General features: G+C 41.2%; 16 protein-coding genes. 8 read left to right on the forward strand and 8 right to left on the reverse strand.

Going from position 1 to position 22,638, the window contains the following annotated elements; genetic code table 11:
* On the reverse strand, positions 1-2,259 hold the full coding sequence (locus ASC42_RS10415; RefSeq protein WP_055441702.1) for an S-layer homology domain-containing protein: 2,259 nt from the start codon (positions 2,257-2,259) through the stop codon (positions 1-3).
* A 208-nt stretch (positions 2,260-2,467) separates the two neighbouring features.
* Here ASC42_RS10415 and ASC42_RS10420 point away from each other — a divergent pair, with 208 nt between their 5' ends.
* Positions 2,468-3,220, forward strand: coding sequence for a hypothetical protein (locus ASC42_RS10420; RefSeq protein WP_055441703.1), 753 nt, complete (start codon positions 2,468-2,470; stop codon positions 3,218-3,220).
* 19 nt (positions 3,221-3,239) lie between these two features.
* Here the strand turns inward: ASC42_RS10420 and ASC42_RS10425 are convergent, their stop codons facing one another.
* Positions 3,240-4,349 carry a YecA family protein gene (locus tag ASC42_RS10425; protein WP_055441704.1) on the reverse strand — a complete coding sequence of 370 codons (1,110 nt, stop codon included), beginning with the start codon at positions 4,347-4,349 and terminating at the stop codon, positions 3,240-3,242.
* 126 nt (positions 4,350-4,475) lie between these two features.
* Between ASC42_RS10425 and ASC42_RS10430 the strand changes: the two genes are divergently transcribed.
* The 3 genes from ASC42_RS10430 to ASC42_RS10440 all read left to right on the forward strand — a co-directional run bounded on the left by ASC42_RS10430 (position 4,476) and on the right by ASC42_RS10440 (position 7,471).
* A complete protein-coding gene (locus tag ASC42_RS10430) occupies positions 4,476-5,333 on the forward strand; it encodes a CvfB family protein (protein ID WP_055441705.1) in 858 nt (285 codons plus the stop codon).
* Positions 5,330-6,322 (forward strand): Gfo/Idh/MocA family protein, encoded by a 993-nt coding sequence (locus tag ASC42_RS10435; protein WP_055441706.1) that lies wholly within the window; start codon positions 5,330-5,332, stop codon positions 6,320-6,322. The genes ASC42_RS10430 and ASC42_RS10435 overlap by 4 nt, the downstream gene beginning before the upstream one ends.
* A gap of 99 nt (positions 6,323-6,421) precedes the next feature.
* Positions 6,422-7,471 carry a Fic family protein gene (locus ASC42_RS10440; protein WP_055441707.1) on the forward strand — a complete coding sequence of 350 codons (1,050 nt, stop codon included), beginning with the start codon at positions 6,422-6,424 and terminating at the stop codon, positions 7,469-7,471.
* Positions 7,472-7,500: 29 nt separating this feature from the next.
* On the opposite strand, the gene ASC42_RS10445 is transcribed toward ASC42_RS10440, so the two are convergent.
* On the reverse strand, positions 7,501-7,920 hold the full coding sequence (locus ASC42_RS10445) for a VanZ family protein (protein ID WP_055441708.1): 420 nt from the start codon (positions 7,918-7,920) through the stop codon (positions 7,501-7,503).
* 139 nt (positions 7,921-8,059) lie between these two features.
* On the opposite strand from ASC42_RS10445, the gene ASC42_RS10450 reads away from it, so the two are divergent.
* Positions 8,060-9,700, forward strand: coding sequence for an SWIM zinc finger family protein (locus ASC42_RS10450; RefSeq protein WP_055441709.1), 1,641 nt, complete (start codon positions 8,060-8,062; stop codon positions 9,698-9,700).
* A complete protein-coding gene (locus tag ASC42_RS10455; RefSeq protein ID WP_141653521.1) occupies positions 9,700-12,396 on the forward strand; it encodes a DEAD/DEAH box helicase in 2,697 nt (898 codons plus the stop codon). Before ASC42_RS10450 ends, ASC42_RS10455 begins: the two co-directional genes overlap by 1 nt.
* A gap of 117 nt (positions 12,397-12,513) precedes the next feature.
* Here ASC42_RS10455 and ASC42_RS10460 read toward each other — a convergent pair whose 3' ends face one another.
* From ASC42_RS10460 to ASC42_RS10470, 3 genes are all read right to left on the reverse strand, one after another.
* The gene (locus ASC42_RS10460) at positions 12,514-15,570 is read right to left on the reverse strand and encodes an efflux RND transporter permease subunit (RefSeq protein WP_055441711.1); all 3,057 of its coding nucleotides are present in this window, start codon (positions 15,568-15,570) and stop codon (positions 12,514-12,516) included.
* Between the two features lie 93 nt (positions 15,571-15,663).
* Entirely contained in the window at positions 15,664-16,635 is a 972-nt protein-coding gene (gene galE / locus ASC42_RS10465) for a UDP-glucose 4-epimerase GalE (protein WP_055441712.1), read from the reverse strand.
* A gap of 70 nt (positions 16,636-16,705) precedes the next feature.
* Positions 16,706-18,007: a UDP-glucose dehydrogenase family protein gene (locus ASC42_RS10470; RefSeq protein ID WP_055441723.1), complete on the reverse strand. Its 1,302-nt coding sequence runs from the start codon at positions 18,005-18,007 to the stop codon at positions 16,706-16,708.
* A 142-nt stretch (positions 18,008-18,149) separates the two neighbouring features.
* Between ASC42_RS10470 and ASC42_RS10475 the strand changes: the two genes are divergently transcribed.
* Both ASC42_RS10475 and amyS read left to right on the forward strand, forming a co-directional pair.
* Entirely contained in the window at positions 18,150-18,740 is a 591-nt protein-coding gene (locus tag ASC42_RS10475; protein ID WP_055441713.1) for a plasmid pRiA4b ORF-3 family protein, read from the forward strand.
* A gap of 219 nt (positions 18,741-18,959) precedes the next feature.
* Positions 18,960-20,801 carry an alpha-amylase gene (gene amyS / locus ASC42_RS10480; protein ID WP_055441714.1) on the forward strand — a complete coding sequence of 614 codons (1,842 nt, stop codon included), beginning with the start codon at positions 18,960-18,962 and terminating at the stop codon, positions 20,799-20,801.
* A 74-nt stretch (positions 20,802-20,875) separates the two neighbouring features.
* Here the strand turns inward: amyS and tagU are convergent, their stop codons facing one another.
* Positions 20,876-21,787, reverse strand: a complete 912-nt coding sequence (gene tagU / locus ASC42_RS10485; RefSeq protein ID WP_425339076.1) for a polyisoprenyl-teichoic acid--peptidoglycan teichoic acid transferase TagU — start codon at positions 21,785-21,787, stop codon at positions 20,876-20,878.
* Positions 21,788-22,293: 506 nt separating this feature from the next.
* On the reverse strand, positions 22,294-22,536 hold the full coding sequence (locus ASC42_RS10490) for a hypothetical protein (RefSeq protein ID WP_141653520.1): 243 nt from the start codon (positions 22,534-22,536) through the stop codon (positions 22,294-22,296).
* Between the last annotated feature and the right edge of the window lie 102 nt (positions 22,537-22,638).

Genomic DNA, 22,638 nt, shown 5'->3' on the forward strand with positions numbered 1-22,638 from the left:
TTATTGTACTTTATTCATTAATTTGGCAGATGTTAAAAACTCCGCCAACGCCTTTGCGATTTCTGCACGCTTCATGTAGCCACCTGGCACAAAACGATTATTCTCCCGTCCTGTGAAAATACCAGCTTGGTACATTTTTTCGACGCCGTCTTTCGCCCATGCTTGAATTTGGGCAGCATCTTTAAAATCTGTCACTTTTTTCGCTGTATTTAACTGTGTTTGATCATAATTCAAGAATGAAAGCTCTAGTGCTCTCTTGAACATGACTGCCGCTTCTGCACGAGTAACTGGTGCGTTTGGTGCAAATAGACCGTTTCCTTTTCCTTGAACAATGCCATATTTCACTGCAGCAGCAAGCTCGCCATTTTCGTTAAACCATTCTGTTCCTTTGACATCTTTGAACCGTTTATCATACGATTCACTTGGCAAACCGAGGGCACGAACAAGTAAAACAGCAAATTGCGCACGTGTCATATTTTCTCTCGGCGCAAAGGTTTGTTCCGTTTTCCCTTTAATAATGTATTTCGATGCAAGTGCCTCAATATACGCTTCCGCCCATGTTTTTCCACCATCTACATCCGCGAATGTTTTATTATTTTCAACAACGACATACGTGGAGTTTGTTAATGATTTTACCGTTGCTTGATCGCCGTTAAATACGGTTGGTACAGATACAAGCTTGCCGTTTGCATCAACCCGTACCGCGACCGAACGATGCGGAATAAACACTTTCGAACCTTTTAATTCACGTTCCACATATTGTGTAAACCGTGTAATTGCCTCGCTTTTTCCGTTCGCTGTAGCAACGATGTGAAACTCCAACGCATCCGATACCGCAGATATTCCTTGAGGTGGATTTACTTTTGTGATTTCAATTGCAATTTTAACGTTGTCTATGCTTGAACCTAATTTTTGTGCAACTTGCGCAAGTTTCGCTTGGATTTCTGCCACTGGCAACTTATATGATGCCCGATCCGTTTGAACATTCACTACTGCCTTTGCCTCTTTCGCAAATACATCCGCAAATAACTTTGCCGGAATCACTGCTTTCGCAACTTCATTCGCTACAAGCGTACCAACACCTAACGCGATTTCTTTATTTTGCGCTGAAACAAGATTGACAATATCCGCAATCTTCTCTACTTTCACTTCTGTTACCTTTTCTTTTTGACCTTTGTCGTTTGTTTGTTCCCTTGTCGTTACCGCATCTTGGCCAACGATCACTTTACCATTTTCTGCTCCTGTAGTTGGTAGAGGGGTTACAACAGAACCACCACCTGTATTACCGCCACCTGTGCTGCCACCACCGCCTGTGCTACCAGCTGTAACTGAAACTATCCTTTTGGCGATTGTTATCCCGTCAATTTTAGCAAAAACATCAATCGTCCCTGTTTGACGAACAGTCAAGACATTACCACTAAATGTTGCAATCGTTGGGTTCGATGTTTCCCATTGAATAGATGTTGTTAAGCTAACTGTTGTGGTACTTCCTTGAACAATTGGAACACGCAGTTCATATTCATTTCCTATATTAGCAATTGTCGCGCCCTTCTCTGTAAATGCACTTTGAAGCATCGTGGAACGCGCTTGTTTATTTGTATCAATAACTTGATCATTCAAATTCGATTGCAATTGGAATAACTTTTCAACAGACAAACCAACAGAATTAAGCTTACCTTGTAAAGTAGAAAAACTCCCTGTGTTTAATGTGTTCTGCACAGCAGTTTGAATGATTGACGAATACGACACATTTGGTCTCGCCGCATTTTGTATAATAGCAGTTTCTAAATTAGACTCCATGGCTAATACGAAATCAATGATTTGATCTGCTGTGACGTTGTTTGTTTCATCAAATAACGTATTAAACTCATCCGCATAATTTGCACGGAAGTTTTTTACCGCCTGCGCAAGATCAGCCGAAGTCGCATGTTTCGTATAAATGACATTGGCTACACCTTTAATAAGTTCAACAAGTGCATTTTGTTTATTCGTTTCACTTAATGATAGCCCACTAACAGCGTTTGAAATATGAGAGTATTGAATAGTACTAATATTATTCTTTGCATTTTGCAAAGTCGTCGCATCAGCATTTTTGTAAAAAATATAAAATCGATTAGCTAGCTGATCAATTTTTTGATCAACTGTTTGTGCTGCTTCAACATGTGTAGCTTTTCCACCAATTGCAACGGCTGGTGTGAAAGCAACCGCTGTGGCAATCATAGCACGTAACGCCTTTTGACTCCATGGATACTTTTTCATTCCATCACCTCATTTGAATATATGTAAATATAAAAAATTTACACTCATGTAATCTCTCTTTTATTTCCATAAGTTCATAGTACTTCAATTCTATGACGATATCAAGATGCATTTCCATTTTTCACTTCATCTCATTTTCCTATGTTCATTCTCCTATGGAATCGTGTATGATAAAACATAGGGAACCAATAGAAAGGAGATCATTCGAGTGAAGAAGTGGCTTATCATTTCGCTTAGCATCGTTGTTTTGCTTCTTGGAGGTGCAGGGAGCTATTATTATTTTCTTACAAATAAAAAAGTAGACTTGAAAAAAGAAGATGAAAAAGTAGCTGAAATTGTGGAAGAAGAGTACGAGATTTTATTGCCTGATGACAATGGATCTACTCAATCAGAGAAAGCCCAACAAACACCTTCAACAAAACAAAACGATACAAATCAAACAAGTAGCAATCAGACACACCTTAACAAAACAAACGAACCGTCGTCTTCACCAAATGAAAAAGCAACAAATCATCAAGGTGAAACGAATAAACAAAATAACACAACTGGACAAACTGTAAAAACTGAGCAAGACGGAACAAACACATCAAACAAGCCGGTCGAACAGATCACCGTTGCAAGCATTAAAGAAAAATATCGCCCGTCGTTTGAGCATCTGCAACAGCAAGCTAATGCAAAAATTGATGCTCTCGTCGATCATGCCATTGCAGAATATCGTGAAAGAAAAGAGAGTGGACAATCTGTATCGTTTAATTATTTCTTCGCCAAGTACAACACTGCAGCGCAAGAGCTTGAAGCGAAAACAGATGCAGCATTTAACATCATTTATAGCGCCCTAGAAAACGAACTGAAAAAAAACGGCTTTAGTCCAAGTCATGCAAAAGAATTTCGTGAAACATATGAACAACAAAAATCTGCACAAAGAAATACGTTGCTAAAAAAAGCATTGAGTAAACTGTAAAGGGAGCCAGCAGCTCCCTTTACTCCTCTTCATCACAGTCTTCGCATACTTCAAATATCGTATCCGTATCGTCCCAATCGTCGTCATCATCCCAGTCGTCAAACAGTTCGCTTAATTGCTCATCAATTCGCCCAGCAATGTCTTCAAATATATCGTAAAACACATCGATTCGTTTCGATAGTGCACTAACTGATATGCCGTATTGCTCAGCGAGTTGTTTTTGTGGAATCCATTCATGTAAAATCGCATCAGCCATAATGTAATGAAGTGCCGCCGCATACACTTCAGGTTTTCGAATCGTCGGATTGTTGAGCCGACAATATTCCACCCAAATGAGACGAGCGGTATCTAAAATGGACAAATCTTTTTGTGGAAAGTTTTGTTCGAATAATGTAAACACTTGTTCTTGTGTTGGCGATAAACTTTCGACGTCAAACATCGTTAAACGTAATGATTTTTGAAACGTTTCTGGATACGCCTCAATCCATTGTTCATACTGTTCGTCGCATGCTTTCCAAACATCTTGTATGTATACGTACAACGGATGAGTTAAAACGACAGGGAGAGGGAAAAATGTCCCGAAGCAAGCGATATATTGACCATGTGGTACAAAAATTCCTGCCAACGCTTGTCCTTCTTCCAAATCGAACTCGTCCGGCATATCGAGTAGTTTCATATGTTTCGTTTCCCCAGTTAATAAATCTGTTACAACGACATACGAATCCCTTAATTCATCAATGCAAACGAACGTTGGGAACGCTTGACGCCACGACTGAATGATGCTATAGACGGTTGGACGAACAGCCTGTTTACGAATTGTGCGCAAATAATAATCGAAAATGGTCATTCCGTTTGTATCTTTTTTAAAAAACATGACCCACATGCTAATGAAAAAGCGGAAAACAGATATTTCATCGTCATCCGTTTGTTCAACAATCATATGTTCTTGAACCGTTCGATATAAAAACGACTCATGTTCAAATGCTGCGTAACGAATGAAATCATGCATATGTTGGACGACATCTTGATCGACAAGTTCATGAATGGAAACGACATTATTGCCGCAACATTGTTTATACTTTTTCCCACTTCCGCAAGGACATAACGCATTTCGTGCTACTTTGCTCATCCTTTTCACCTCCATGCTTTTTCTTCCATTGTAACACGCCAAAATGAAAGAAGATACATCCTTTGTTTCTTTCATTTTTATCGTGTACAATGAAAAATAAACTACTGATAAAAAAGGAAGAGATACATGATTGGACAAATAGTTACATGGCAAGTGAAAGAACAAAAACCGTTCGGTTACATCGTCACAAATGGAAAAGAAAGCGCCTTGCTTCATGAAAGTCAATGTGAAGGTGCATTACAAGTGGGTGAAGACGTACGTGTCTTTCTATATCACGACCACGACGGACGCATGCGGGCGACGATGAAACAACCACTCATCACAACATCATCGTACGGATGGGTTGAAGTGGTCGATGTCGTTCCACAACTCGGCGTTTTTGTTCATATTGGCATTGAAAAAGACGTGTTATTATCGATGGATGACTTACCGCCGCTTCCGACGCTTTGGCCGGAAAAAGGCGATCAATTGTACTGTTCGCTTCAAGTAGATAAACGCGGGCGACTGCTTGCGAAACTTGCGGACGAAGAAACAATGAAACAAATAAGCGTTCCCGCCCCCGCTTCTGCGTTTAACACGAACGTGCGCGGACGCATTTATCGTTTAATTAAAGCGGGGTCGTTTCTCATTACAGACGTTGGCTATGTCGGATTTATTCACGAATCGCAACGAAGACGTGAGCCACGCCTTGGCGAACTTATCGAAGGGCGCGTCATCGTGGTGAAAGAAGACGGAACGATCAACGTATCACTACTTCCGCGAAAACAAGAAAGTTTACAAACAGATGCAGAAACCATTTTCCGTTATATTGAAAGCCGTGGTGGCGCGATGCCGTATAGCGACAAAAGCGATCCCGAGGACATTCAAGCTCGGTTTCATATGAGTAAAGCCGCATTTAAACGAGCGCTTGGACGATTAATGAAAGAAAAGAAAGTGTACCAACAAGACGGTTGGACATATATCAAAGGGAGAGAACATGAATGATTCGCTTTGCGACAATCGGAACGAATTGGATTACGGAGGCGTTTATTCGCGCCGCAAAACAAGTGCCTTCGTTTCATTTACAAGCTGTATATTCTCGTCAACAAGAAACCGCAAACGCCTTTGCGGAGAAAACAGGCGCAACCGAAACGTTTACAAACTTACATGAGCTTGCAGCGAGCGAACATATCGATGCCGTATATATCGCAAGTCCAAACTGTTTTCACGCCGAACAAGCGATCATGCTCATGAATCGCGGTAAACACGTCATATGTGAAAAACCGCTCGCTTCTAATGTCAAAGAAGTGGAAGCAATGATTGAGGCGGCACAAAAAAATGGTGTCGTGTTGATGGAGGCGATGAAAACAACATGTTTACCAAATTTTCAAGCGATTCAACGTCATCTCGCAAAAATCGGACGCGTTCGTCGCTACGTCGCAAGCTATTGCCAATATTCTTCACGCTACGATGCGTTTAAACAAGGAACGATCGCAAACGCCTTTAACCTTGCCTTTTCAAGTGGTGCATTGATGGACCTTGGCGTATATTGCTTATATCCGCTCGTCGTCCTATTTGGTGAGCCAAAAGCCATTCAAGCGCATAGCGTCCGTTTATCGTCAGGAGTTGACGGCGAAGGAAGCATCATGCTCGATTATGGCGATATGGATGCCGTTGTCATGTATTCAAAAATCACCAACTCGTATGCTCCTGCGGAAATTCAAGGAGAAGAAGGAACGATTGTCATCGATGCGATTCATACTCCAACGCGTGTACATATTCATTACCGTGACGGACGTATGGAAGATATTACTGTTCCGCAACCGTATGAGCCAATGTATTACGAAGCGCTCGAGTTTATAACGCTCATTGAACATGGTGAGAAACAATCAACGATCAATTCACACGCCCGTTCACTTGCAACAATGAAAATTATGGACGAAGCACGAAAACAAACGAGAATTGTATTTCCTGCCGATGAACATTTCGCCTAAAGCGGAATGTTCTCTTTTTTTATTTCATGAATATATTTTTATAAAAAATAATTGGATGTGCTATAATTTAATATAATCATTTGCACATGAGGTGATATAATGCGCATCTATAATTACGAGTTGCTGAAACATCTCTCTTATTCGATGGAAACTCTTCAATTACTTTCGAAAATTGATGAATACAAAGGGAAGCAAGATTTGTATAAGAAACAATCCCCCCAAATACTCGAAACACTTAAAAATGTAGCCATCATTCAATCAACAAAATCATCAAACGCGATTGAAGGAATTATCATTACAAATAAACGGCTGAAAAGCATTATGGCAGAACAGACGTTACCGATGGATCGATCAGAAGGGGAGATTGCTGGGTATCGGAACGTGTTAAAACTGATCCACGCCTCATCTGATGCCATTCCGATATCCCCTTCTATCATCAAACAACTACACCGTGATTTATACGAGTATGTCCCTTCACAAGGAGGAGAATGGAAAAATCAAGATAACTATATTAGCGAAACGTTGCCGAATGGGGAAAAGTTTATTCGTTTCATTCCCGTACCTGCTTTTCAAACAGATGAGCACATGCGTCTTCTCTGTATGACTTTTCAAGATACAGTTCAAAAAGGTGACGTACATCCATTGATCGCAATTGCAATCTTCATTTTAGATTTCCTTTGCATTCATCCATTCCACGACGGCAATGGACGGATGTCACGTTTATTAACGCTTCTTTTATTATACAAATTTGGATACGAAGTCGGCCGTTATATTAGTATAGAAACGCTTATCGAAGAAAGTAAAGAAACATATTACGACGTTCTCAAACGCTCATCGATCCACTGGCATGAAGGGAAAAACGACATTTTCCCCTGGTTACATTACTTTTTATCAGTTATTGTTGCCGCCTATAAAAAACTTGAAGAACGTGTCGGCTATGTAGAAACAAGTCGCGGAAATAAACGAAAGCGCATTAAAGATTTTATTGAAGGGAGCATGGGATACTTTACAAAAGAAGATATTCGCCATGCCTGTCCTGACATTAGTGAAGCAACGATCAATCGCGTATTAAACGAATTAAAAGAAGCAAAAAAAATCATCCCAATTGGTAAAGGAAGAAGCGCAAAGTGGAAAAAAACTAACGAATAAGCGAGCGTTTATGCTCGCTTATTCGTCGTTTATGCTCGCTTATTCGTCTTCCAAACCATCCATAACACAATGGTCGCCCCGATCATATCGATGATGACATCAGAAAACAATGCTGTTCGATTCGGTTGAAACGATTGATGCCATTCATCAAACATCGCACAACCAAGCGTCAATAACCAAGCGAAGCGGTAGGAAGCTGTCGCTTTCCATGCAAAAAACGCAAACGTTCCAAATACCGTCATATGCGCACTTTTTCGAACAATAAAATTCCATGAAAATAATCCGTCGCTCACCGGACGGTTCGTATGAATGCCAACATATTCAAGCCAATAGCGAATCCATTGTGCCGTTTTTTCCCCGGTAAATAGCGGAGACTCGGTGAAATAGTAAATAAGTGCACACCATGCAACGACAAGCCCCCACCATATGACACGATTTGTTTTCATCATTTAAATCCTTTCTATATATGGAAATCTACACATCATTTTACTACTTTCGTCCCTTTTATACGAGTGATTTGTTCTATTTGTAAACAAAAGGGTAGCATGCTAAAATGAGAACAAATGAACGAAAAGGGGTAATTTACATATGTTGCAGACGATGCTATCGTCCGAAGTGATGACAAAAGCGGCTGAACGCTTGATGAAGCTGTTGCCTTACAAAAAACATAGCGACATCATTAAACGAGCATGGCAATTGTACCGTACTGGGCATGTGTATAACGTGACAATTGAGGACAATGTGCTAAAAGGGAAAGTAACAGATAAGGGACATACATATGAGCCATCTTTTCGGTTAAAGCAGGCGGCGGGTTCATCATGCACTTGCACAGCCGTCGGTCTATGTCCGCACAATGTTGCGTTATTTTTATATGCATACAATCAAATTGATGCAGTCGGGAATTTGATTAGAACATGGAAAGAGCCAGCGAAAAAACAAAATGAAAAACAAAAAGACATACAAGTAAAACAACAAGCCGTTCATCAGCAGAAGCCAAACGAGAAAGATGGGAGCAACACGTCAAACAACGAAAATATCATTGACACATGGTGGAAATTGTTTGAAGAGAAATATCGTCGCATCCCGCTATACAATGTAACAGAAGAAGAACATATGCGTAGGCTCATTCAATCATTCTTCCCAACTTTTGAGCGACCGAAGTCAAAAGCACCGTTTTTAGATCATTTATATTATGTCCATGCCGCCTTGTTTACCTTTATTAAACTAGTTCACATTCCGAAACAATCATGGGGCTACTTCGCTATCATGCAAGAGCGGCATGTAGAACAATTTTCTTCAACTGTACAACAAGCGCTCACAAATTTAGCAAAAAAGCCGCGTACAAAAATGCATGAACAGCTTTTATACGCTACCATTCCATACGTAAGAAACGTATTGTCAGGCGAATTAACGTACTTTAGACACATATTAGATGTATATGAAATGATATGGACAACCGTATTGACCGACGAAACATATCGCCAAGAAGAATGTAAGTGGGCGATTGAACAGTTAAATAAAAAGGAAACCGTAGAAGAAAAAATACCATTTATCGGCGCAGCTTCGTACGTGTCGTTTTTGCTTGGAAACGATCATCGTGCATATCAGCTCATTGAACCGTTTCCATACTTAGCAACGGAACATATCGTCCGTTTCATGCATATGTCATTTGCAAAAAAACAAATTCAACGTGGAGTAGAGTGGTTTCATCGTCTCGAACAAAATGTGGAAACATACTTATATTCGCTTCATATCACCGACCGTGAGTGGTTTGTTCAACATGTATTATCTGCCTATGTCCAATATCGTATCGCTACAAAAAACGAACAAACCGAACGATACGAACAGCTTCTTCGAAGGTTGCTTCCGTATAGTTTTTATACGTACATTGACTACTTGTTCGACGAGCAAAAATGGAAAGAACTTATTGAATTATATATGCTCGAAAAAGCAAACGTCGATATGATTCATCCGTTCCATTTAAAAGCAGTCGAACAAGCGGACCGTTCGCTCGTTCTTCCTTTGTATCACCAAACGATTATGCATTATATTGAACAAAAAAATCGCAGCGCATACGAACAAGCAATGAAACATTTACGAAAACTGCGCGCCCATTACCGAGCATTAAAACAAATGCCTCGCTGGGAAGCATATATCGCAACATTAGCTGAACAAACGAAACGGTTACGTGCCTTTCAAGATTTATTACGGAAAGGAAAATTCATATGATGCAACTTGAACTAAAAAGCCGTTGGCTCGATGAACAAAAACAGTTTTTTATTTATAGTGATGATGCGGACCCAGATGAGTGGAAAGAGCTCGTCTTTTGTTGGCATGAAGAAACGTTTTACGGGACATTTGCGACAGTCGATACGATCGGAAACCATATTGGCGTTCTTCTTTCGCCTTGGGAGGCGCTTACGTTTTTTGCTTATCCATCGACAAGCGCATTCATCGACACGATATGGGACGAACAAAGTAAACAATTTCAAATATGGGCAAAACAAATCATAGCGGACATTGAACAAAAACAATTCATGCCTGATTTTGACGCGTGGAAACAAGGATGGTTCGGATGGAAAAGAACGACAGAAGATGAGCATCCGTTTATTTCCGTCTGGCGATCTGAAGCAATAAACGACTGGATTCAATTGGACGTGGAACTCAAACAAACGTGGCAGCAAATCGCTGAAACGTATCCGATACTGACAAGCGACAGCGCTTCATTCATGGACGAGCATGACTGGCTCACCGAAATTGGCTGGGATAAAAACCGCCCACCGTTTATCGTCGCCATCCGCTTAAATGAACCAGAGGAAGATGGTAAAGCATGGTCGCTTGAAACGGTGCTCATCGACGCAACAACAAACGACTTCACCGTTTATCCGCATATGCCAAAAGCTTGGGAGGCGTACGTTAGCCATATCGAACGAGCACAGCAACGATGGCAAACGATCGTTCCATGGCTAAGCGAAAACGATACGTTGCGCACGCAACTAAACGAAGAAGAAGCATGGCGCTTTTTAGTGGAAGCGACAACCGAACTCACCGAAGCGGGTGTGCGCGTTATTGTTCCAGAATGGTGGGAAATCGTCAAACAAACAAAACTTCGCGTGAAAGCACGTGTGAAATCATCCGCAACATCTGTATTCGGACTTGATGCGCTCGTCGATTTCGATTGGCGCATCGCTACAAATGGAATCGAACTAACGGAACAGCAATTTGCGGAGCTTGTTGAACAAAAACGTCGTCTTGTCCGCATTCGCGACCAATGGGTGCAACTCGATCCAGCTGTGATTCAACACGTGCAAAAACTAATGAAACAAGCCAAACAAGAAGGTTTATCGATTCGCGACGTACTTATGCAAACGCTCGCGGAAAAAACAAACGAACAACATGAAGACGATGAAGCGATTGACATTGAACTAAATCGCTCGTTTGCCACACTCGTACGAAAAATGAAAAACATTGACCATATCCAAACGGTCACTGTTCCAACAACGTTTCACGGCACGTTGCGCCCATATCAGCAACGAGGCGTCGATTGGCTCATCTTTTTACGCCAACTCGGCTTTGGCGGCTGTCTAGCAGACGATATGGGGCTTGGAAAAACGGTACAAATGCTAGCCTATCTCGCCTATGTGAAAGAAAACGAGAAACGAAACGGACCTGCCCTGCTCATTTGTCCAACGAGCGTCATCGGCAATTGGCAAAAAGAATGTCAGCAATTCGTTCCATCGCTACGTGTTTACGTTCATCACGGACAAGCGCGGGCAAAAGAAGAAGCGTTTTTTGCTGCTGTAAACGAAGCCGATGTCGTCATTACATCATACAGCTTAGCACATTTAGATTTCGACGACCTTTCAAACATCGCTTGGGATGTCATTTGTTTAGATGAAGCGCAAAACATTAAAAATGCCCAAACGAAACAAGCGCGTGCCATTCGTAAACTAAAAGGACGGCATAAAATTGCGCTCACCGGCACACCGATTGAAAACCGACTAAATGAACTTTGGAGCATTTTTCAATTTTTAAATCCCGGCTATTTAGGTTCGCAAACAGATTTTCAACGCCGTTTTGGAACGCCAATTGAGAAAAACGGAGACGCACAAGCAACCGAAAAACTACAAAAATTGATTCGCCCATTTTTACTGCGCCGAACGAAAACAGATGAACGCATTGCGCTCGATTTACCGGATAAACTCGAACAAAAAGAATATTGCCCGCTTACCGTCGAGCAAGCATCATTATATGAACAAATTGTACAACAGTCACTTGAAAAGCTTGAACAAGTGGACGGATTGGCGCGTCGCGGCATCATTTTACAAATGTTAAATAGTTTAAAACAACTATGCAACCATCCTGCCCTTTATTTAAAAGAAAAAGAGCCAAAACAAATTGTTGAACGATCCCATAAAGTCGAAAAGTTGCTTGAACTTGTCGAACAAATTCGCGAAAATGGAGAAAGCTGTTTAGTTTTTACACAATACATCCAAATGGGCGAAATGATGCAATATCTTCTTTCTACACATTTGAAAGAAAACGTCGTCTTTTTAAACGGAAGCACACCGAAACAAACGCGTGATGACATGATTGAACAATTTCAAAATGGTCAGTTTCATATATTCATTTTATCGCTCAAAGCAGGGGGAACAGGGCTCAATTTAACAGCCGCCAACCATGTCATTCATTTCGACCGTTGGTGGAACCCGGCCGTTGAAAACCAAGCGACAGACCGGGCGTATCGCATCGGGCAAACAAAATTCGTCCACGTGCATAAACTCATTACAACTGGCACAATTGAAGAAAAAATTGATGATATGCTTGAGAAAAAACAAGCGCTCAATGAGCAGCTCATTCAAAGCGAAACGTGGATTACCGAACTGTCGAACGAACAATTGCGCGAACTATTTACCCTTTCATGAGGTGACACATGGCGAAGAAAAAAGGAACGAAACAACAAACATTATGGGAAAAACTACTTGAGCAAATGATGAAAAAGCTAGAACAACGAAAAATAAACAGCCGCTAATGTCGGCTGTTTATTTTTGGATATAAAACTTTCTCGATAACGTAAAGCTATACACAATCGGAATAACGAACAACGTTAAAAAGGTGCTGCTAATTAATCCGCCGATCACAGTAATCGCCATCGGCTGATTAAGCTCTGCTCCATCACCGATGCCAAAGGCGAGCGGCAATAAACCTAAAATCGTCGTCAACGCCGTCATTAAAATCGGACGAAGGCGAAGTTTAACCGCAGTGACAATCATATCTCGCTCTCCGCGGACACGCAATTGATTCATATAATCGACAAGAACGATCGCATTGTTGACGACAATCCCCGCAAGAACGATGCCACCGATAATGACCATGACGCTCATCGGCGTTTGTGTTAGCCATAATCCACCTGCAATACCGATGATCATGAGTGGAATTGTAAACATAATAATAAACGGATGTTTAAACGATTCAAATTGCGCTGCCATGACAAGATAGACGAACGTCACCGCTAACGCAAAGGCTAATGCTAAGTCATCAATGGACGACTCAAGCAACTCCCGATCGCCACTAAAGACGATATCTGTTTCTGACGGGAGATCGAGCTTTTCGATTTCACGATCAACAAGCGCCGATATGTCGCCAAGCGTAACAGAATTTTTATATTTCACCGTAAACTGAACGGCGCTTTGTTCATTCACCCGTTGAATTTGGACGCGACTTTTTCCGATTGAAACAGATGCGATATCGCCAAGTTTCACAAACGATCCGTCCGGTTTTTTCACGAGCAATTGTTTTAAATCGTTAACGGAATTTTTCACGTTTCGATCGTATTCTACCGTCACATCGTACACGTTTGCGCTCGCATCAATCATACGTGTCGCTGTCATTCCGCGCGTCATTTGTTCCGCAACGATGGCGACTTGCGCTGGTGTAAGCCCATGTTGCAACGCTTTTTCCTGATCGATGTTGACTTGAATTTCATCAACTGTTTCCGACAAATCTGTTGTCACTTCTTTCACTTCTTTTAACGACTTTAATCGTTTTTCAATTTGAGGAACGACTTGTTTAAGCCGTTGTTCATCCGTATCTTTTACACTAAAGGTTAACGTATTTGGCGCACTTCCTGTCGATGCTTGCAAGTTAAACGACACTTCTGCAGTTTTGTTCACTTTTTTCACCGCTTGTTGCACAGGGGATTTTAATTCATCAACGACGACAAACACCGAGCGATTGCGCTCATCTTTCGGCTTCATTTTTACATATATTTCAGCTACGTTACTTTGTGTCGTTCCACGAAACGACTGTTCTTGCGTCGAACCGATGAGGCTTACATACGTTTCAATATCATCGACTCGTTTTAATTCATGTTCAATCGCCTTGACGACACGCTCTGTCGCCTGTAAAGAATAACCGTCATCTGTTTGCACACGAATGGAGAAAAATCCTTCATCTGTATTCGGCAAAAACTGCATCCCGACATGTGTTAACCCGACAACGCCAACACCGAACAAACTAACGGCCACCAACAACACAACGAAACGATGGCGCAATGACCAACGTAAACTTCGTTCAAGCGCGCGCATCGGGGCAGAAGATAACCGCGCCTCTTCACGATAACGTCTGCGCGGACGCAACCAACGGCTCGCAAGCATCGGTACGACCGTTAACGCCACAAATAATGACGCAAGTAAACTAAATGCGATCGTCATCGCAAATTCGGTAAATAAATCACCGATTAATCCAGTAATAAATAACACAGGAATGAATACGGCAACGCTTGTTAACGTGGAAGCAACAATAGCACTTCCAACTTCGCTTACCCCATCTTTTGCCGCTTCTTTCGGCTCTTTCCCCATCGCTAAATGGCGGGAAATATTTTCAATAACGACAATGGAATTGTCGACAAGCATCCCGATTCCGAGCGCTAGTCCACCGAGCGTCATAATGTTTAACGTAAAATCGGAAAAATACATTAACACAAACGTCACAATAACAGAATACGGAATGGCGATGCCAATAATGATTGGACTTTTGATGTTCCGTAAAAAGATAAACAGCACCGCCATCGCAAACGCCCCGCCTAACACGAGCGACTGTGCGATATTGCGAATCGTTCGTTCAATAAACTCCCCTTGGTCAAATAATATATTTACACGGACATTTTGAAACTGCTCTTTTTTCAATAACTTGTCTAACTGTTTTTGAAACGCTTTTGACACTTCTGCTGTATTGGCATCTGCTTTTTGCAGTACACTCATTAAGACAGACGGCTGTTCATTCGTTCGTGTAATCGTTTGTTGTTCGTCTGAAACGAGTTCAACTTTCGCTACATCTTGGAGGCGAATGCGTTCATTTGTCAATGGATTAATCGTAATCACGAGTTTTTTTAATTCATCGACTGATTGCACAGTACTTAAAATGCGCGTCGATAGTTGTCGCTCATCAATGACAACGGTTTCCCCCGGCAACGATACGTTATTCGCTGAAATGAAATTCGCGATGTCTTGTTGGGAAAGCCGATACGTGCGCAGTTTATTTTGATCCACGAGCACTCGCACTCGTTTTGTCAACGTTCCTGATACATTCACGCTCGCTACACCTTCCGCTTTGGCCAGCTCTGCTTTTAACTGTTCCGCTAACGTTTGTAACTCGTCTGTTCCTTTTTTACTCGTTAATGTCAGTTGAATGACAGGAAACTGCGACGGGTCAAACTTTAAAAATCTCGGTTTTTGTACATCATCTGGCAACGGGGTTTGGTCGATTCGCTGCATGACGTCATTTTGCATGTCATCAATGACGGTCGCCCATGAGAATTGGAGTAAAATAAGCGTCGATCCTTCTTGCGATGTCGATGTCATCGACTTTAATCCCGGTAGCGTCGCTAAGCTGCTTTCTAACGGTTTCGTCACTTTTTCAAACACTTCTGTTGGCCCCGCTCCCGGATATGTCGCCACAACAACGCCAACAGGAGGCTGAATATCGGGGATGAGTTTCATCGGAATATTGAATAACGATACCACTCCTAAAAGAATGACGATGATCATCGAAACAAACGTCAATACCGGTCGCCGAATCGAAAAATGACTAATGTTCATCACTTTGTCCCCCCATGTTTGTTCTAATAATAGAGTAACGAAGGGTTAAATTCGTTGTCAAATTTGGAAACAAACGAAAAAAGAGGTTGATAATCAACCCCTTTTGAATGCATGCCAACGCCATGCGCTTCCGATAATGTCTTCTAACGAACGGGTCGCTTGCCAACCGAGCTCATGCGCAATTTTTTCCGATGACGCAACAAGTCGCGCAGGGTCTCCCGGACGGCGCGCCGTATATTCAATCGTTGCTTTTTTCCCTGTGACGCGCTCGCACATATCGATCACTTCTTTAACCGAATAGCCGAGCCCATTGCCTAAATTGTATACTGCCGTCTTTTTCTCGCCAGAAAGAAGAGCTTGCAACGCAACAATATGAGCTTCTGCTAAGTCCGTCACGTGAATGTAATCGCGAATACATGTGCCATCTGGTGTATCGTAGTCTGTACCGAACACCGAAATTTTATCACGCAATCCGAGCAAATGTTGCAAAATAAGTGGAATTAAATGCGTTTCCGGGTGATGATCTTCCCCGATTTCACCGCTTTCATGCGCACCGGCCGCATTAAAATAACGCAAGACGACGTAGCGTAAATCATACGCTGACGCAAAATCAGCAAGCATATGTTCAATCATCAATTTCGAACGGCCGTATGGATTAATCGGATTCGTTGGACATTGTTCCGTAATGACATCAACGTTTGGAATACCGTACACAGCAGCTGTCGATGAAAAAATAAATCGCTTTACGCCATATTCCATCATCGTTTCTAACAACGTTAACGTCGCAGCAACGTTGTTTTTATAATATTTCATCGGTTCGGCAACCGACTCACCTACTAAACTATTTGCCGCAAAATGCATCACCGCATCGATCGGATATTTTTCAAACATGCGCACAAGCGTCGCCCGATCGCCTAAATCACCATGCACAAACACCGCTCGTTTATCGACTGCATACCGATGCCCTGTCGATAAATTATCGAGCACAACGACCGGTTTCGTTTCAACTAATTGTTTGACGACATGGCTACCGATATATCCCGCTCCACCAACGACTAAAATCATATAGAAGCTCCTTTCAGTCGAATATACTACCATATTAACATATATGGAAAAATCGAGAATCACTTTTTCCTTATTTTATCGGCTTTCGCCCGATCGAATCATATTCGATGTCATATTTTTTTATATCGTCAAGGGCGTAACAATTGCGCCCATCAAAAATAATTGGCGTTTTCATTTGTTTGACATATACAGATAAGTCAAGTTGGCGAAACTCATCCCATTCGGTTAAAATCATCGCCGCATCGGCATCTTTTAGCGCCTCTTCGACATGGCTTGCATATATTACTTCTTTCGGTAACACACGTTTTGCTTTGTTCATCGCAATCGGATCGTAAGCAACAACGATGGCCTGTTCAGCCACAAGCTCACGTGCAACAACAAGCGATGCGGCTTCGCGCATATCATCCGTATTTGGCTTAAACGATAAACCGAGAAGGGCGATTTTTTTTCCTGCTAAATGCCCAAATCTTTTTTTCGCTTTTTCAATTAATTTGCGTTGTTGTTTATTGTTTACTTCAATAACCGCCTTCAACAATTCGAAATCGTGATCAATATTTGCCGCAATTTTCGCTAACGCTTTCGTATCTTTCGGAAAACAAGAGCCCCCGTAACCGATGCCTGCACGTAAAAACGAGGAACCGATGCGTTCGTCCATCCCCATCCCCGCTGCTACTTGTTCAATGTCTGCGCCTACTTTTTCACATATGTTCGCAATTTCGTTAATAAAACTAATTTTCGTCGCTAAAAAAGCGTTTGACGCATATTTAATCATTTCTGCGCTGCGAATATCCGTTTGAAAAATCGGAATGCCAAACGGATGATAAATGTCCGCCACAACGGCCGCTGCTCGCTCATCATCCGCACCGATGACGATGCGGTCACCGTGAAACGTATCATGAATCGCCGACCCTTCACGCAAAAATTCAGGATTGGATACGACGTCGATGCGCACATGTGGAGCCAGCTGCTCAAACATGCGCTTTATTTCGTGATTCGTTCCGACCGGCACCGTACTTTTCGTCACGACGATCACATCTTTCGTCACCGATGAAGCAATATCTTTGACTGCTTGTTTCAAATACGTCAAATTCGCAGAACCATCTTCCTTTTCAGGTGTGCCGACCGCAATATAAATGACATCCGCCTCTCGATACGCACGCGCACCATCTGTCGTAAAAAACAAACGATTCGCTTCCATATTTTCTTTCATTAACGGCTCAATGCCCGGTTCATAAATCGGCGAGACGCCCCGTCTCATCCGCTCCACTTTTGCCTCATCGACATCCACACATACGACCCGATGACCGATATGCGCAAGCGCCACACCCGTCACTAAACCGACATATCCTGTTCCGACGACGACAATGTTCATAACAACCTCCGTGCTTTTTTCTTTCAGTTTACACAAATGTGAGCATTTTTGCACGATACAACTATCGAAAGAAAAGGAAACATCCCTCTTATAAAAACATAGAAATTTGTCTATCATTATAGTAAAGAAAGGAGGAAACACCTTGCGAAAAAATGAAACTGTTTATCAATTAAAAATTACGTTACGAGGCATTCGACCACCCATTTGGCGACGTGTACTTGTTCCAAGCAACATTACATTTGATCAACTCCACCTCATTATTCAAGAAGCGATGGGTTGGAAAAACTATCACTTATATCAATTCGAAACAGGCGATGCGATCATCGATGTACCACATCCTCTGGATGATTTTTCACACCCTCGGAAAGATATGCTCGATTCTCGAAAAATACGGATTAAAGCATATTTAAGCGAAGAAAAGGACAAAGTTTTATATACGTATGACTTTGGAGACAATTGGGATCATATCATTACATTAGAAAAGATTGAAAAAAGAATGGAACCGTTGACACATCCTATTTGCATCAAAGGAAAACGAGCGTGCCCCCCAGAAGATGTTGGCGGCGTTTGGGGATACCAAGATGTCATCGACATCATGCAAAACGATACACGAAAACAAGAACGGGAAGAGTTTCTCGAGTGGTATGATGAATGGTACGGAGATGATTTTAATCCAGAACACTTTGACATAGAGGAAGTAAATAGTCGATTGGCGACGATCAAATTAAAATAAATGCATTTTTTAGGGCTGCTTGGCAAGAAAGCAGCCCTTTATACATTTCTCCATATAAAATGATCATGAATCATTCTTCGTTGTTTAAACATATGAAAATAAAAAATATATTTGTAAGCGTTAACATTTGTCATTATAATAACCTCAAACGCGTTTATACAAGAATGCAAACGTTTGCATGAATGTTGTCATTTTTTATAAAAGAAAGGGTGTTTGACGATGGCGAATTGGAAAAAAGCTTGGGTGTATTACATTCTCATTGCAGCGCTAATTATTTCCTTTCTTACGCCTTTTTCAACAGCACAAGCCAATACTGCACCTGTTAACGGAACAATGATGCAATATTTCGAATGGGATTTACCGAATGACGGAACGCTTTGGACAAAAGTAAAAAATGAAGCAAGCATTCTTTCTTCTTTAGGTGTTACTGCGTTATGGTTACCACCTGCATACAAAGGAACGAGCCAAAGCGATGTTGGATATGGCGTGTACGACTTATATGATCTTGGGGAATTTAATCAAAAAGGAACGATCCGAACGAAATACGGAACAAAAACACAATATATTCAAGCCATTCAAGCGGCAAAAAGCGCTGGTATGCAAGTATATGCTGATGTCGTGTTTAACCATAAAGCTGGGGCTGACGGTACAGAGTTTGTCGATGCGGTTGAAGTAAACGCCTCTAATCGAAACCAAGAAGTGTCAGGCACATATCAAATTCAAGCATGGACAAAATTTGATTTCCCTAGTCGTGGGAACACATACTCCAGCTTTAAATGGCGCTGGTATCATTTTGACGGTACAGATTGGGATGAAAGCCGAAAATTAAATCGTATTTACAAATTCCGCGGCACAGGAAAAGCATGGGATTGGGAGGTCGACACAGAAAACGGAAACTACGATTATTTAATGTTCGCTGATTTAGATATGGATCACCCTGAAGTTGTAACCGAATTGAAAAACTGGGGAACATGGTACGTGAATACGACAAATGTCGATGGATTTCGTTTAGATGCCGTGAAACATATTAAATATAGCTTTTTCCCTGACTGGCTAACATACGTACGCAACCAAACGAAGAAAAATTTGTTTGCAGTCGGAGAATTTTGGAGCTATGACGTCAATAAGTTGCATAACTATATTACAAAAACAAACGGATCCATGTCGTTATTTGATGCTCCTTTGCATAACAATTTTTATATCGCTTCCAAATCAATTGGATATTTTGACATGCGTTATTTATTAAACAATACGTTAATGAAAGATCAACCTTCATTAGCTGTTACACTTGTCGATAACCATGATACGCAGCCAGGGCAATCTTTACAATCGTGGGTCGAACCTTGGTTCAAACCACTTGCTTATGCCTTTATTTTAACGAGACAAGAAGGATATCCTTGCGTATTTTACGGTGACTATTACGGAATCCCGAAATACAATATCTCGGGATTAAAAAGTAAAATTGACCCGCTTTTAATTGCTCGTCGGGACTACGCATATGGAACGCAACGTGATTATATTGATCATCAAGATATTATCGGATGGACACGTGAAGGAATTGACGCGAAGCCAAATTCGGGGCTTGCGGCTTTAATTACCGACGGTCCTGGTGGCAGTAAATGGATGTATGTCGGCAAAAAACATGCCGGAAAAGTATTTTATGATTTAACTGGCAATCGAAGTGACACAGTAACGATTAACGCTGATGGCTGGGGAGAGTTTAAAGTAAACGGCGGCTCCGTTTCTATTTGGGTGGCTAAAACATCACAAGTTACCTTTACAGTTAATAATGCAACAACAACTAGTGGCCAAAGTGTATACGTTGTCGGCAACATTCCAGAGCTAGGCAATTGGAACACCGCCAATGCGATTAAAATGAATCCATCTTCCTATCCGACGTGGAAAGCAACGATAGCGCTTCCACAAGGAAAAGCAATTGAATTTAAGTTTATTAAGAAAGACCAAGCTGGAAATGTGATATGGGAAAGCATTTCTAATCGAACGTATACTGTTCCTTTCTCATCAACCGGATCATACACCGCTAGTTGGAATGTGCCATAAGCATATGTTCATTCACATGAAAAACATACATTTTTGTGTAGTTGTAAAGAAAAAGGATGTCCCCCGAGACATCCTTACTTTATTCCTAAATGCTCCTTCAACCGTTGCGAAATGGCTATACGTTCTTCCTCTGGTACAATCAAATAGTAGATCCCGTTTATTTTTTGACCTTTTCCTTGTATGTGTAGCTGCTCGATATGACGTCGTGCTTCTTTATAGTTCGCTTGAATTTGTTTCATGTCGTCAAATGTCAAATTTGTTTTTATATTTTTTCCTATCGCTTCAAGTATGTCACCATAGTTTGTAAGCGAAGAGAAGCTAGCTCCTTTTTTAATAATGGCTTCAATGACTTGTTTTTGGCGATCTTGTCTGCCAAAATCGCCACGTGGATCATCATAGCGCATACGAGTGTACTTTAATGCTTTTTCCCCATTTAACGTAATTTCTCCTTTCGGAAACGACTCTCCTTCATATTCAAATGCAAAAGAATTATTTACCGTTACACCGCCAACGGCATCTACGATATCTTTAAAGCTTTCCATGTTCACTTTAATGTAATAATCAATTGGAATGTCTAAAAATTGTTCGACCGTCGCAAGCGTCATTTCTACTCCACCGAAAGCGTACGAGTGGTTAATTTTATCCTCTTTCCCTTTACCGACAATCAATGTGCGTGTATCTCGCGGAATGCTTACCATTTCTATCGACTGCTTTTTCGGGTTCACTGTCATAACGATTAACGAATCTGCCCGACCGCGATCATTTTTTCGTTCATCTACCCCAATAAGCAAAATCGAGATCGGTTGTTTTTCTGTAAACGATAGCTCCTCTGGGCGTTTCTCTGACCTCTCTCGCCCAATCGGCTCATGCATTTCATTCATCGTTTGTTGTAGTTTGTAATAAACGGAAAACACGTATGTCCCTACCAACGCAAGACATAAGACAATTGCTCCGATCCATATACGTTTTTTTCGCTTCGGTGTCATTTGCATCTTCCTTTATTCATGGATATTTTCATGTGAAGCGTAGCATACAGCTTGAAAAAAGACAAGGAATGTTTTGTCATTTCCTCAAGAAAACATTTCACTCTCCAAATCAACTCGGCAAACATTTTTTGTGAGCATGCGATAAAACAGATCAACATTGGTGTATTTCAAGGGGCGTTATGACTTTTTCACATGTTTCAATCACCTTGTGGACAGGATACAAGCATCGGTCTGTTTTGTTAAATTATTGATTTTTAGGATGGAGCGGTACATATTGATTATAACCATTATTCATTAAGAGGAAGAAGTAGTGTGAGTAAGTTCCTACAATTAGAAGAAAAACGCATGTTAATTTTACAATTGAACATTTTATAAAGTCAGTTTCAGAACTACTAACTAAATTAATACTTATGGTTGGGAGACAAGAAGCGTTCCCCTGTCATTCATCTCGAACATGCATAAATTGCATCGCTAAATTCTCCAATGTCCCAAATTCCAATTCGTAATTAATAATGATTAAAACCCCGATTAGGATTATGCACAGGGTCTGGTACGTTTAAATCTGCTTGACGATCCCTCAATTGAGCAACATGTTGATAAATGGCACTCTCACTACGACGAGCAATGGTACTAGACTGCTCATGCGTTTTAATGAGCTCTGCAATTTCTTTATCACTTTTTTCTGAGAAACAATCGAGGTAGTAATAAATGCAAAGATTTTCTTCTCTTGTCCAATGAGGTGCCTTCACTTTCTTCACCATCCGATCTTCAAAATTTTTTCTCATTTATCATTTCGATAACTCTTCTCTCTATTTCTTCTGGATAAATGACTTTTTTGTAAATATGATACT

The organism is Anoxybacillus suryakundensis (genome assembly GCF_001418025.1).
GTDB lineage: Bacteria > Bacillota > Bacilli > Bacillales > Anoxybacillaceae > Anoxybacillus > Anoxybacillus tengchongensis.

Bases quoted from the DNA above. Each gene is read 5' to 3' on its own strand.
- ASC42_RS10415 (WP_055441702.1), bottom strand. From the start codon at position 2,259: ATGAAAAAGTATCCATGGAGTCAAAAGGCGTTACGTGCTATGATTGCC.
- ASC42_RS10425 (WP_055441704.1), bottom strand. From the start codon at position 4,349: ATGAGCAAAGTAGCACGAAATGCGTTATGTCCTTGCGGAAGTGGGAAA.
- ASC42_RS10430 (WP_055441705.1), top strand. From the start codon at position 4,476: ATGATTGGACAAATAGTTACATGGCAAGTGAAAGAACAAAAACCGTTC.
- ASC42_RS10435 (WP_055441706.1), top strand. From the start codon at position 5,330: ATGATTCGCTTTGCGACAATCGGAACGAATTGGATTACGGAGGCGTTT.
- ASC42_RS10440 (WP_055441707.1), top strand. From the start codon at position 6,422: ATGCGCATCTATAATTACGAGTTGCTGAAACATCTCTCTTATTCGATG.
- ASC42_RS10445 (WP_055441708.1), bottom strand. From the start codon at position 7,920: ATGATGAAAACAAATCGTGTCATATGGTGGGGGCTTGTCGTTGCATGG.
- ASC42_RS10450 (WP_055441709.1), top strand. From the start codon at position 8,060: ATGTTGCAGACGATGCTATCGTCCGAAGTGATGACAAAAGCGGCTGAA.
- ASC42_RS10455 (WP_141653521.1), top strand. From the start codon at position 9,700: ATGCAACTTGAACTAAAAAGCCGTTGGCTCGATGAACAAAAACAGTTT.
- ASC42_RS10460 (WP_055441711.1), bottom strand. From the start codon at position 15,570: ATGAACATTAGTCATTTTTCGATTCGGCGACCGGTATTGACGTTTGTT.
- galE (WP_055441712.1), bottom strand. From the start codon at position 16,635: ATGATTTTAGTCGTTGGTGGAGCGGGATATATCGGTAGCCATGTCGTC.
- ASC42_RS10470 (WP_055441723.1), bottom strand. From the start codon at position 18,007: ATGAACATTGTCGTCGTCGGAACAGGATATGTCGGTTTAGTGACGGGT.
- amyS (WP_055441714.1), top strand. From the start codon at position 18,960: ATGGCGAATTGGAAAAAAGCTTGGGTGTATTACATTCTCATTGCAGCG.
- tagU (WP_425339076.1), bottom strand. From the start codon at position 21,787: ATGACACCGAAGCGAAAAAAACGTATATGGATCGGAGCAATTGTCTTA.